This is a genomic window from Burkholderia sp. MSMB0856 (genome assembly GCF_001524645.2).
Classification (GTDB): Bacteria; Pseudomonadota; Gammaproteobacteria; order Burkholderiales; family Burkholderiaceae; genus Burkholderia; species Burkholderia diffusa.
This window is the reverse complement of record NZ_CP013428.1, coordinates 260591-272604: the sequence shown is the minus strand read 5'-3', so window position 1 is coordinate 272604 and position 12014 is coordinate 260591. Positions and strand designations below refer to the sequence as shown.

Annotated in this window: 11 protein-coding genes; 6 read left to right on the top strand and 5 right to left on the bottom strand. The window is 64.0% G+C overall.

Going from position 1 to position 12014, the window contains the following annotated elements:
• Positions 1 to 5: 5 nt before the first annotated feature.
• From WS87_RS18830 to WS87_RS18820, 3 genes are all read right to left on the bottom strand, one after another.
• Positions 6 to 194 (bottom strand): hypothetical protein, encoded by a 189-nt coding sequence (locus WS87_RS18830; RefSeq protein ID WP_059466156.1) that lies wholly within the window; start codon positions 192 to 194, stop codon positions 6 to 8.
• 13 nt (positions 195 to 207) lie between these two features.
• Complete coding sequence (locus WS87_RS18825) at positions 208 to 1407, bottom strand: aminotransferase-like domain-containing protein (RefSeq protein WP_059818579.1); 1200 nt, start codon at positions 1405 to 1407, stop codon at positions 208 to 210.
• Positions 1408 to 2130: 723 nt separating this feature from the next.
• Positions 2131 to 2427: a hypothetical protein gene (locus tag WS87_RS18820; protein ID WP_159085692.1), complete on the bottom strand. Its 297-nt coding sequence runs from the start codon at positions 2425 to 2427 to the stop codon at positions 2131 to 2133.
• A 216-nt stretch (positions 2428 to 2643) separates the two neighbouring features.
• On the opposite strand from WS87_RS18820, the gene WS87_RS18815 reads away from it, so the two are divergent.
• From WS87_RS18815 to WS87_RS18805, 3 genes are all read left to right on the top strand, one after another.
• Positions 2644 to 4611, top strand: coding sequence for a hypothetical protein (locus WS87_RS18815; protein WP_179952352.1), 1968 nt, complete (start codon positions 2644 to 2646; stop codon positions 4609 to 4611).
• Between the two features lie 70 nt (positions 4612 to 4681).
• Positions 4682 to 6223 (top strand): NAD(P)/FAD-dependent oxidoreductase, encoded by a 1542-nt coding sequence (locus tag WS87_RS18810; RefSeq protein WP_236873255.1) that lies wholly within the window; start codon positions 4682 to 4684, stop codon positions 6221 to 6223.
• On the top strand, positions 6223 to 6672 hold the full coding sequence (locus WS87_RS18805) for a GtrA family protein (RefSeq protein WP_236873254.1): 450 nt from the start codon (positions 6223 to 6225) through the stop codon (positions 6670 to 6672). Before WS87_RS18810 ends, WS87_RS18805 begins: the two co-directional genes overlap by 1 nt.
• A gap of 181 nt (positions 6673 to 6853) precedes the next feature.
• Here the strand turns inward: WS87_RS18805 and WS87_RS18800 are convergent, their stop codons facing one another.
• Positions 6854 to 7042, bottom strand: a complete 189-nt coding sequence (locus WS87_RS18800) for a hypothetical protein (protein ID WP_059819600.1) — start codon at positions 7040 to 7042, stop codon at positions 6854 to 6856.
• Positions 7043 to 7232: 190 nt separating this feature from the next.
• On the opposite strand from WS87_RS18800, the gene WS87_RS18795 reads away from it, so the two are divergent.
• From WS87_RS18795 to WS87_RS18780, 3 genes are all read left to right on the top strand, one after another.
• Entirely contained in the window at positions 7233 to 8579 is a 1347-nt protein-coding gene (locus tag WS87_RS18795; protein WP_059818574.1) for an MFS transporter, read from the top strand.
• A 105-nt stretch (positions 8580 to 8684) separates the two neighbouring features.
• Positions 8685 to 9257 carry a PAS and helix-turn-helix domain-containing protein gene (locus WS87_RS18790; RefSeq protein ID WP_059818573.1) on the top strand — a complete coding sequence of 191 codons (573 nt, stop codon included), beginning with the start codon at positions 8685 to 8687 and terminating at the stop codon, positions 9255 to 9257.
• Positions 9258 to 9386: 129 nt separating this feature from the next.
• Positions 9387 to 10607 carry an ISL3 family transposase gene (locus tag WS87_RS18780; RefSeq protein ID WP_059819742.1) on the top strand — a complete coding sequence of 407 codons (1221 nt, stop codon included), beginning with the start codon at positions 9387 to 9389 and terminating at the stop codon, positions 10605 to 10607.
• Positions 10608 to 10694: 87 nt separating this feature from the next.
• On the opposite strand, the gene WS87_RS18775 is transcribed toward WS87_RS18780, so the two are convergent.
• Positions 10695 to 11867: an NAD(P)/FAD-dependent oxidoreductase gene (locus WS87_RS18775; protein ID WP_059819713.1), complete on the bottom strand. Its 1173-nt coding sequence runs from the start codon at positions 11865 to 11867 to the stop codon at positions 10695 to 10697.
• Positions 11868 to 12014 lie beyond the last annotated feature (147 nt).

The following is a 12014-nucleotide window of genomic DNA, read 5'->3' as shown; positions in this document are numbered from 1 at the left end:
GCGGTTCAGTTGTAGCCGAGGACGACCGGTGCGGCGTCGCGCGTGTCGGTCGAATCCGCGCCGAAGCGGCCGAGCACGTCGGCGACGTATTGCGGCCCCGCGCTGATCTGCGACGACTTGTGTTCGACGGGACGGATACCGGCCATGCGCGGCGCTTCGTCCATCCATGCCGTGTCGTTGACGACGATGCTCATATGTCTCTCCTCTTCACGCGGCCAGCGCCGCACCATACGCGCGCACGAGGCGCGCCACGCCTTCCCGGATCGCGTCGACGTCGGGCGCGGCGAACGACAGCCGCAACGAAGCGGCGTCGACGTTGTCGGCAAAGAACGCCTTGCCCGGCACGAAGACGACCTTGTTCGCAATCGCCTGTTGCAGCAGCACGTCCGACGACACCGCGCCGATCCGCGCCCACACGAACATCCCGCCTTCGGGACGATGGAACGTGATCGCATCGCCGAAGCCGTCGCGCAGCGCGTCGCACATCGCATCGCACTTGCGCTTGTAGGCCGCCGTGATGCGCGGCAGATGACGCTCGAGCGCGCCGTCGGCGAGATACTCGGCGGCGGTGGCTTGCGTCCACGGCGCGCTGCACAGGTCGACCGTCTGCTTCGCGATCACGCAGCGCCGCGCGATTTCGGCCGGCGCGATCGTCCAGCCCACGCGCAGCCCCGGCGCGACGATTTTCGACAGGCTCGCGAAGTGCACGATCCAGTCGCGTGCGCCTTCGACTTCGTTCGCGAGCGCGAGCATCGACGGCACCGGTTCGCCCGCGAAACGCAGATCGCCGTAGGGATCGTCCTCGACGATCAGGAAACGGTATTGCACCGCGAGACGCAGCAGCTTCAGGCGGCGTTCGCGCGCAAGCGTCGCACCGGTCGGATTCGCGAAGGTCGGCACCGTATAGAGCAGCTTCGGCTGCACGATCGCGCCGGATGCAAGTTGCGACGCGAGGCGGTCGACGTCGAGGCCATCGCCGTCGACGGGAATCGTCACGATGCGCGCCTGTTGCAGACGCATCGCCGACAGCGTCGCCGGATACGCCGGTTGTTCGGTCAGCACGACGTCGCCCGGGGCGACCATCACGCGCAGCAGCAGATCGAGGCCCTGTTGCGAGCCGGTCGTGACGAGCAGTTCGGCCGGCGTGCACGTCACGTTGCGGCGCGCCATCAACGCGATCAGTTGCTGCTTCAGTTCGGCGAGGCCGTCGGTCGGACCGTATTGCAGGCAGCGGACCGGCTGCGCGTACGCGCGTTCGGCAGCCGTGTTCAGGCCGTCGACGTCGAACAGGTCGCTGGCCGGGTAGCCGCCGGCGAACGAAATCATCCCCGGTTCGGAGAGGTACTTGAACAGCTCGCGGATCGGCGAACCGGCGGGATTCTGGAATGAGGGCGTGAACGCGTACATGTCGTCGTGAGCGGGGTGGCGGCGACGGCCGGGATAGCCGACAGGGCCGCCCGCCAAGGCGCTTCTGGCGCAACGGCGGGAATTCGAGCCACGATTGTCGATAGTCATTAACGCCGCGGCAAACGATATCTATGCACTAGGTCTTGCGGTTTGGTCATCAATTGGGAGAGGCAGATGCCGGCTGTCCCGGGCGAGTGCATGCGGCCGCATCGAACGCGCGGGGGATACCTGGACTGTTCTCGATCCGTTCCGAAGGACGCGTCGGGCACGTGACGCCGACCGCAGCCCTGATGGCGCCCGGCGAGTTGCCGCGACGTTTCAGATCTGCAACCTAACGTGCGTTCCGGATGCCCGGGTCGCACCCGATGCGCACACGGTTCGACAAGACCGCCGATTCCCGCCATGGGCGTCGCCGGCGCCGCGCGACGAGCTGTCCGGCACGCCTGCGCCCCTTGCGCAGCAACGGTCCCGCCATCCACTTGCCTGCCGCTGCTTCACGGCTGAAACCGATCATCCCGTCTTCGCGGCCGGTGGTCAGTCGCGCCGCGATGGACGATCGACCCGATCCGACGGTTCCCGACCGTTTCAAGACCGACACATTTCCCGCGACGACCGGTATCCCGGCCTGCATCGACGTCGCCTCATCGATCCGAACGCGCGCGCCGGCGGGCGTGGCACGCTCCGTGCGTTCACGCCGAAGGCGCCGGACAGCCGTCCCGGCGCTCAATCAAATATTTCGAAAAGTCCGCGTCCGGCACACCGGTAAGACGCTTTTTCGGTGCAGGACGCATCGGGGGACACAATGAAAACAAGCACCACGATCTCGATCGCGGCGTCGCCGGGGATGAACAGCGACGCAGCAACGATCGCACCGCGGCCGACCCGCTGCGGAAGCCGGGCATTCCCGCAAGCATCCGCGCCCGCTCGGAACCAGCGGACGCCTGCACACGCACGACCGCCCCATACCGCCTCTCTCTTCACCGGCATGCGCGTCTGCGTCCCGCTGACGATGGGCGGCATGGCGAAACGCGCGCCCTGAGCGGCCCCCTGCATCTCGCCTGAAGGCTCTCGAGCCGTCAGGGTGCAACGCGCCGCCGCCCGCGAAGCCGGGACCTCATGGTCCGTTTCGTCGCATACGGAGCGCCGGCTCACGAAATATCGTCGATAAAAGTCTTCCATTCGATCATGAATCGGACTGAGAAAAGCCCCTGTTCGGTCATCACACTTGCGCTTTCGTTGGCCGTTCTGTTCCTGATAACGCATCCTTATACAGGCATTCGGCACGACGCGATCCTGTACACCGCGCAGGCGCTATATAACGCGCATCCCGAGCATTTCTCGCACGATCTGTTCTTTGAATTCGGTTCTCAGGATCACTGGACGATTTACGGTCGGATCTTCGCGAAGCTGATCTCGGCATTCGGGCTCCGCGCCAGCAATCTCGCGTGCCTGATCGCGATTCAGGCGCTCTGGTGGAGCGGCATGTGGCGCCTGGCGAAGAAACTGCTGCCCGCCCCGTGGCACTGGCTTGCGATGTTCCTCGTCGCCTGCATGCCGTCCGATTACGGCGCCGGCCTGGTCTTTTCGTATGACGAAGGATTTCTCACCGCCCGGCTTCCCGCCGAAGCACTCGGCCTGTGGGCGATTGCGTCGATGCTCGAAGGCCGTCATCGCATTGCCATCGTGCTGACGATCGTCGCAACCGCCGTTCACCCGCTGATCGGCGGCGCTTCGCTCGTCTTCGTCGTCCTCGGCCGGACGCCACGCGTGAAGTGGTGGCGGCTATTGCCGCTCGCGCTCATGATTTTCGCCGTCGTCGAGATGCCGCCGCTCAAGGTGTTCCACCTCTATCCGTTCGATCCGGAATGGCGGTCGATCGCGCGATACAACGTGCCATTCCTGTTCCCGACGTTGTGGTCGCTCACTGAATGGAACAAGGTGTGCTGGGCGATCGCACTTCCCGCGGCACTATGCGCGAACCAGGCGCAGGATCACCGTGCGCTGTGGTCGAATCTCACGCTGATCGGCGTTGCCGGCATCGCGCTGACCACGATCGCGGACCTGGCCGGACAGGACGCGATCTGGATACAGATGCAGCCGTGGCGCACGCTGTGGCTGCTGACGTTGATGCAATGGCCCGCGGCCATTTTGCTCGTGCGACGCGAACGCCACACACGGCCGACCCTGATCTGGCTGCTCGCGATCTGCTGGCTCCTGCTCGACGTCGGCGGAGGATTCATCGCACTGGCGGTTGCCGCGACGCTCCACGCGGCAGCCCGTCGACGGGCACCCGCCGCTGCCGGCGCGCGGCTTGCCGACCTCACCCCTGCGCTTCGCCGGATGTGGATCGGGACGACCCTCGCTGCCGCGACGATCTGGGTCATATACCAGTGCGCGTACCAGGTCGGTCGCGTCGCGTATCCGACCGGCAGCGTGACGTTCGACATTCCGTGGCTTGAAACACTGATTCACACGCACCTGGTCATCATGCTGGTCGCGGTGCTCGCCGTGCTCAATCTGTCGCGCAATCGAATCGCGGCCATCGGCTTGCCGGTGATATTGGCCGTATTCGCCGCATACGGATTCGTCAATATCGACCAGCGGTCGGAAGCAGCCAGGATCCTGGAAGCCGGCGCCGACCGCGCCGACTTCACGCCGTTCGAAGGTACGGTCGCGCCCGGCGCCATCGTCTATTGGGACGGACCGGCGGACGAAGTCGTCTATCCGTGGCTGATGATGAAGACGTCGAGCTACTACTCGTCGACGCAGGCCGCGGGTCTGATCTTCCATCGCCGGACTACCTTCGAGGCGGTGCGACGGGTCGAACTGATCAAGCAAGACCCGCGCGCCGCACGACCGCGCGACGGGCACGACACCGACAGAAAGTCGACCGTGTTCGTGTCCAGGTACGAATACGTACCGCTCGACCGAGCTGCCATCCGGCACATCTGTGCAGACCCCGTACTGGATTTCATCGTGTCGCATCGGCACTACCCGGAGTTGGCAACAGGCTACGCGTGGTCGCCCGAACCCGAAAACACGGTCTGGCTGTACGACTGCCGCAGCATCAGGACGACTGCCGCAGCTCAGGATGCATCGTCCGTGCGCATTCAACCACTCGACCAGACGAACGCGATACCCGCACGACCGACCGCCCGAGGCGGCGCTTCCCCGCCGCGCCACGCGCAAGTGCGCGACGTCTGAACGGGATATCCGAATCATCGATTCGACATGGCAGTTTGCCGCCCGGCTGGAGCGGCCGATACGACAGTCAATGGACCAGCGACTTGAAACTCGGGGTGACAACATGGATCAATCGGTTGACGTACTCATCATCGGCGCCGGACCCGGCGGCCTCACCGCCGCCTATCTGCTGACCAGGCAGACCGACCTGTCGGTCGCGGTCATCGAGAAAGATCCTCGGTATGTCGGCGGCATCAGTCGCACCGAACAGTTCGACGGCCACTGCTTCGACATCGGAGGACACCGCTTCTTCTCCAAGTCGGCGGACGTTGTCGCACTGTGGCACGAACTGCTCCCGGACGACTTCATCGAGCGACCGCGCAGCTCGCGCATCTTCTACCGGAACAAATTCTATCGATACCCGCTCGACGGCATCGAGGCCTTGCTGAATCTCGGCATCGTCGAAAGCACTCGCTGCGTGCTTTCGTACCTCGCGGCCCGCGTCAAGCCCTGTCCAAACCCGAAGTCCTTTCATCAATGGGTCGCCAATCAATTCGGAGAACGACTGTTTTCCATCTTCTTCAAGACGTACACCGAAAAGGTCTGGGGCATGTCGTGCGACGAGATATCGGCCGACTGGGCCGCGCAGCGCATCAAGGGCCTGAGTCTGTCCACCGCCATCGTGAGCGCGGTAAAGCGCTCGCTCGGCATCCGATCGGGAAAGTCCAACGTCAAGACACTGATCGAATGCTTCCATTACCCGCGCCGCGGCCCCGGCATGTTGTGGGAAGCCGCCGCCCGCAAATTCCAGGATCAGGGCGGACAGCTGATGATGGGACAGGCGGCCGGGGCAATGCAGTACGACAGCCTCACGCGGCGCTGGCTCGTCGAAACCGTCGGCCAGGACGGACAGACGAATCGCATCAGCGCTCGCGATGTGGTGTGTACCGCGCCGCTGCGCGAAACGCTTCGCGCGATTTCGCCCCGTCCGTCATCCGCGGCTGCCGCGTCGAGACTGCAGTATCGGGACTTCATCACGGTCGCGCTGATACTCGACCGGCCCGCCACCTTCACGGACAACTGGATCTACATCCATGACCCGTCCGTCAAGGTCGGGCGAATCCAGAATTTCGCATCGTGGTCGCCCGAGATGGTGCCCGACGCGGCGACGGGTGGCTGCCTGGGGCTCGAATACTTTTGCTTCGACGGCGATTCGATGTGGGAAAGCAGCGATGCCGACATGACCGAACTCGCGATCGGTGAACTCGAGAAAATCGGCCTGGCGACGCGCGACCAGATTCGCGGTTCGCGTGTCGTTCGTCAGCCGAAGGCGTACCCCGTGTACGACGACGATTATCGCGACATCGTCGACGAGATCCGTTCGGATCTGGTCGAGCACTATCCGAACCTGCATCTCGTCGGTCGCAACGGCATGCACAAGTACAACAATCAGGACCATGCAATGATGACCGCCATGCTGACCGTCGAGAACATCGTCGCCGGGCACAAGCTTCGCGACGTCTGGGCCGTCAACGAGGACGCGGAGTATCACGAGAGCGGCAGCGAACCGCAAGCCGGCGCATCGGGGTTGCGCGCGGTCCCCACCCGCACCGTTCAGTGGGGGCGGACATGATGTTTTCCGGCTACTTCGTCGTGAGCGCCGTGTCGCTCGTCGTCGACTGGGCACTGTTCCTCACGCTGGCCTCGGCCATGCAGATCGATGCCGGGATATCGGCGTCGGTCGCGTACCTGGTCGGGGGTGGCGTGAATTACGTGCTTTCGCGCCGCTTCGTGTTCCGCTCGACCACGATCGGCCGCCGGCAGGTCCGCGAAGCGCTGCTGTTCGCGGCGAGTTGCGGGTTCGGCTCGCTGCTGACCGCGGGCATCGTGCATCTGGCGGCGGGACTGGTCGGCAATATTGCCGCGAAATGGCTCGCGGTGATGGTCAGCTTCATCACGCTGTACCTGGTCCGCAGGGTCGCCGTATTCAGGGTGCCGGGGGCGCGCGCGCCGGCCGCGATTCCGGCGACCGGGCGCCGGGAAGCCGGCGGGGACGCTTGTGTCGAGGCGACGGTTCGTTGAATGCGAGGGGATGGTACCGAAGCCAGTTCCGGGGCGGACCGATTGTCCGGCTGGCACGAGCCGAACGGGACGGACCGGTTCTGCGGTACGACAATCGAAGGCTGCTACCGGACGACGTCGGGAATTCCGAGCACGATCGCGCCGTCCGCCTCCCTCACCACCCCTACCGACGAACGCCGCCTTATCGGCACACAATGTCGACCGCCAGGATCTCGTACCCCGGATCGGCGTTTTCGCTTGCCACCTTTTTCGCTTCTTCATACGAAAGAAAGGACATCGCTTCTTCAATCTCCGGTGCCATGCCGATGTCGCCGTCCTCGCCGGTACAGAGGAACTGCAGACCGGTCTTCACGACATAGATGGTCGTCATGGCTGCCTCCATGGTTTGCATGGCGAACTTCCAGTCTAGTCTCCACGCTCCCTTATGCAACTCCTGCCGACGGTCGATCGCCCCCCGCCCCCGATTACCTAGGTAATTGACACGTATGGACCTAGGTAATTGGCGTCCCTACCATGGTTTTCGACGCGAATCCAAGCGCCCACATGAAGAGGACACGACCATGACCACCCAGGACGTCGATACCCGCACGCTACGACGCGTGATCGCCGCAGCGTCGATCGGCAATTTCGTCGAATGGTTCGATTTCGCCGCATACGGCTTTCTCGCCACCATCCTGACGCGCGAATTCTTCCCCAGCGGCGACCCCACGATCGGGCTCCTGAAAACGTTCGCGGTGTTCGCGGTGGCCTTCGCGTTCCGTCCGCTGGGTGGCCTCGTCTTCGGTGTGATCGGCGACCGGATCGGACGCAAGCGCACCCTTGCGCTGACGATCCTGATGATGGCCGGCTCGACGACGTTGATCGGCCTGCTCCCGACCTACGCGAGCATCGGCTACTGGGCACCGTTGCTGCTCACGATCATTCGCTGCGTCCAGGGGTTCTCGGCAGGCGGTGAATATGCCGGCGCATGCGCGTACGTGATGGAACATGCACCGCGCCGCCGCCGCGCCTTCTTCGGCAGCTTCGTGCCGGTATCGACCTTCTCGTCGTTCGCTTGCGCGGCAGTGGTGGCCTATCTGCTCGAATCGTCGCTGTCGTCGCAGGCAATGGTCGAATGGGGCTGGCGCGTGCCATTCCTGATCGCGGCGCCGGTCGGCCTCATCGGCGTCTACCTGCGTGTCAGCCTGAATGAAACGCCCGCGTTCCAGGCGCTCGAAGGCAAGCACGACATCGCGCATGCGCCGTTGATGGAAACGCTGCATTCGCAGTCGAGGAATATCCTGAAGCTCGGCGCGTTCGTGTCCGTGACGGCGCTGTCGTTCTACACGTTCACGACGTATTTCGCGACCTACCTTCAAGTGGCCGGGCACCTGTCTCGCGGCACGTCGCTTCTCGTGACGGTGCTCGCGCTCTTCTTCGCCGCGGCCCTGTGCCCGGTCGCCGGCTTCTTCTCCGACCTCGTCGGCCGCCGCGCGACGATCGCCACGACCGGCATCTTCATCATCGTGTCGGTTTATCCGGCGTTCTCGCTCGGCGGCTCGGGCGTGCTGTCGCAATCGCTGATCGGCGTCGCGCTGCTTGCGATCGGCGCGGTGTTCTCGGGCGTGGTGACGGCGCCGCTGATGTCGGAAGTGTTCGCGACGAAAACGCGCTACACGGCATCGGCGATCACGTACAACCTCGCCTACACGATCTTCGGCGGTACCGCGCCGCTCATCGCCACATGGCTGATCGCCGCGACCGGCACCAACCTGTCGCCCGCGTATTACCTGATCGCCGTGTCGATCTTCGCGATGATCGGCGGCCTGGCGCTGCCGGAAACGTCGAAGACGGCGCTCGAGGAAGCCGGTCCGGCGACCGCGGGCGCCGCTCGGGCCGCCAAGCGCGGCGTCTCGGGCGCCGTTTGAGCACGGGCCACGGATGAGTTGCCTGCAGGCGCTACCGCTACAATCCGGCAGGAGCAAACCCGCCCAATAGCCTTGGTCCGAACACGGTTCGGACCCGTCGACACGATGCCGACCATGACCGACACGATGCCAAGCCTCGACTACGAAGATCTCTTCAGGCATCTGCCCGTCGCGGCCATCGTCGCCAGAGAACGCATCATGGTCGACTGCAACGAGAAGGCGCTGCAACTGTTCCGGGCCACCCGCGACGACATCGTCGACCAGTCGTTCGCGAAGCTGTATCCGCAGCGGAAGGACTTCGCGACGACGGGCCGCCGCCTCGCGCCGCTGCTCGCGAAACATGCGGGGTTCAGCGACGACCGCATCATGCGTCGCGTCGACGGCAGTCATTTCTGGGTCACCGTATGCGGCTTCGGCTACAACTCGAAGCGGCCCTTCGAGCTGGCCATCTGGACCTTCACCGACCTGTCGGAGAACGCAAAGCATCCCGACGTCGCCAGCACGTTGACCGATCGCGAGCGCGACGTCGCGGCATTCCTGGTTCACGGCCTGACCAGCAAGGAAATCGGCAAGGAACTGAGCATCAGCCCGCGCACGGTCGATATTCATCGTGCGAGCTTGTTGAGGAAGTACGAGGTACGCACGACCCACGAACTGATCACGTGCCTGCTGGCGTGAGTTGCGCGCGCAGGAACGGCGCATCCGGCATCCCGCTCCGAAAAAAAAGGTTCATCGCAGAAAACCGTGGAGGGTTTTCGAGCGATTGCATAATCTGACACCTGATTCTAAGGATGTCGGAGGGGGCAATTGCTCGATAGAAAGGCACTTCAGGCATTGGGCTGCTGGACCGGCTATCGGTTGGAGCGTGTGGAATGGCCGCAAGGAGAAGAGCGCACGCTATCGCTGCATTTGAAGCCGGTCAGCAAGGTGATGTACTGCGAGCAATGCGGTGCACGGTGCAATCAAATCCACGAGACGATAGTTCGCCGCGTGCGCGATCTGCCGCTGTTCGAATACCGAGTAGTGCTGCACGTCCCCCGCCGCCGGGTCTGGTGCGAACGCTGCGGCGGTCCACGACTGGAGAAACTGGCGTGGCTGGGCCGTTACCAGCGAGTGACGGAGCGATTTGCCAAGGCCTGCGAGAAACTGCTGCAAGCAGCCAGCGTGCAGGCAGTGGCGGCCTTCTACGATCTGGGCTGGCACACGGTCAAATCGATTGACAAGATGCGCTTGCAAGCGCGTGTGGCTGAGCCGGACTGGTCGACGATCCGTTATCTTGCGATGGACGAGTTTGCACTCCATAAAGGCCATCGATATGCCACGGTGGTGGTCGATCCGATCGGCCGGCAGGTGCTCTGGATTGGATCGGGACGCTCACGCGAGACGGCCCGCGCCTTCTTCGAGCAGCTTCCTGAGGGTGTCGCCGAGCGCATCGAAGCAGTCGCGATCGACATGACCACGGCCTACGAGCTGGAAATCAAGGCGCAGTGTCCGCAGGCCGAGGTGGTCTACGACCTGTTCCACGTCGTGGCCAAGTACGGGCGCGAGGTGATCGATCGGGTGCGAGTGGATCAGGCCAATCAGTTACGCCATGACCGGCCGGCCCGCAAGGCATTGAAATCCAGTCGCTGGCTACTGCTGCGCAACCGCCACAACCTGAAGCCCGAGCAGTCCGTGCATCTGAAGGAATTGCTGGCTGCCAATCAGCCGCTGCTGTGCGTCTACGTGCTACGCGACGAACTCAAACAGCTCTGGTTCTACCGAAAGCCTGCCTGGGCGGAAAAGGCCTGGGAACACTGGATCGAGCAAGCCCGGCAAAGCGGGATTGCCGCGCTACAACTGTTCGCGCAACGCCTGCAGGGTTACTGGCACGGAATCCTCGCCCGCTGCCGCCATCCGCTCAATACCAGCGTCGTCGAAGGCATCAACAACACCATCAAGGTCATCAAGCGTCGGGCCTACGGGTACCGCGACGAGGAATACTTCTTCCTCAAAATCCGCGCCGCGTTCCCCGGTAATCCTCGATGAACCAAAAAAAAGCCCGGCAAAGCCGGGCCAATCAGATTGAGACACAAGGAGAATCCCGCCCACCCCACACCGGGCGGTCACGCCGCGCTACACGACGTTCTTTTCGACGATCGGCCGGTTTTCGAGCACACGCTCCCAGCCGAGCGACGACAGGTCGAGCGATTCATACCGCCCGCCCAGGATCAGTTCGCTCACGCCACGCCCCGTCGCGGGCCCTTGCTGCAGCCCGTGTCCGCTATACCCGTTCGCGAACACGACGTTGTCGAGTTCGGGGTGATATCCGATGATCGCGTTGTGATCGAACACGTTGTACTCGTAGTACCCGGACCAGCAGTTCTCCACGCGCAGCGCTTCGAACTCCGGCACGCGATTCGCGAGCGTCGGCCAGATCACCTCGTCGAACAGGTCGTGATCGACCTCGTCGAGCGGCAGGTCGTCGGGATCGCGATCCGGGCTCGGCGACGTCCCGCAAATGTACGTGCGCCCTTCCGGCCGGAAATACACGCCCGTCGGATCGATCAGCAGCGGGCAATCGGTCAGCTTCGCCGGCGACGACACGTTGAAGATGCTGCGACGCCGCGCATACACGGGAATGTCGATGCCCATCATCGACGACAGCGTGCGGGTCCACGCGCCGGCCGCATTGACGAGCGTGTCGCATGCGTAGCGCTCGCCGTCGTTCGTCACCACGTGCGTGATCTTGCGACCGTCGCGAACGACGCCGGTCACATCGGCCGGCACATACCGCGCGCCCAGTGCCTGCGCCTTCTTGCGCAGCGCCTGCACGAGCCCGTAACCGTCGAACCACCCTTCGCCGCTCACGCCATAAGCGCCCGACACGAGATCGTCGACGTTCAGCCAGGGAAACTTCGCGCGCAGCGCATCGCGATCCATCAACCGGATATCGGCGCCGAGCTTGGTCTGCAGCGCATGGTTCTCGCGCAGCGTCGCATCGCCCGCCGGCGTCGCGAGAAACAGGTAACCGCCTTCGTGCAGATCGATCGACGGCCGCGTGCCGTCGACCTCGAGCCGTTCGCCGATCGTGCGCAAGAAGTCGATCCCGAACAGCGACATCTCGATTGACAGCGGCGTCGAGAACTGCTGGCGAATCGACGCGGCCGACAGCGCCGACGACGATTTCGCATAAGTGGGATCGCGTTCGATGACGGTCACGGACACCGTCGGATCGGTAGCGCGCAGGAAATAGGCGATCGAGCTGCCGATCACACCACCGCCGACGATGACGACTTGAGAACTCACGACTGACTCCAGTTACACGTATAAGGCGCGGCCGGCCGGCCGCGCCCGAAGGTTGTTCGTGCCGCGTCGCGCGCGGCGCCGTGCGTGAGGACCACCCGGCGAATCGCCCCGACGTGCGCCGCGACCGCATCCGATCGCTTCGGCTAT

Excerpts from the sequence above, each read along its gene's own strand:
- WS87_RS18820 (WP_159085692.1), bottom strand. The coding sequence starts at position 2,427 with ATGCCGCCCATCGTCAGCGGGACGCAGACGCGCATGCCGGTGAAGAGA.
- WS87_RS18810 (WP_236873255.1), top strand. The coding sequence starts at position 4,682 with ATGGACCAGCGACTTGAAACTCGGGGTGACAACATGGATCAATCGGTT.
- WS87_RS18800 (WP_059819600.1), bottom strand. The coding sequence starts at position 7,042 with ATGACGACCATCTATGTCGTGAAGACCGGTCTGCAGTTCCTCTGTACC.
- WS87_RS18805 (WP_236873254.1), top strand. The coding sequence starts at position 6,223 with ATGTTTTCCGGCTACTTCGTCGTGAGCGCCGTGTCGCTCGTCGTCGAC.
- WS87_RS18795 (WP_059818574.1), top strand. The coding sequence starts at position 7,233 with ATGACCACCCAGGACGTCGATACCCGCACGCTACGACGCGTGATCGCC.
- WS87_RS18825 (WP_059818579.1), bottom strand. The coding sequence starts at position 1,407 with ATGTACGCGTTCACGCCCTCATTCCAGAATCCCGCCGGTTCGCCGATC.
- WS87_RS18830 (WP_059466156.1), bottom strand. The coding sequence starts at position 194 with ATGAGCATCGTCGTCAACGACACGGCATGGATGGACGAAGCGCCGCGC.
- WS87_RS18790 (WP_059818573.1), top strand. The coding sequence starts at position 8,685 with ATGCCGACCATGACCGACACGATGCCAAGCCTCGACTACGAAGATCTC.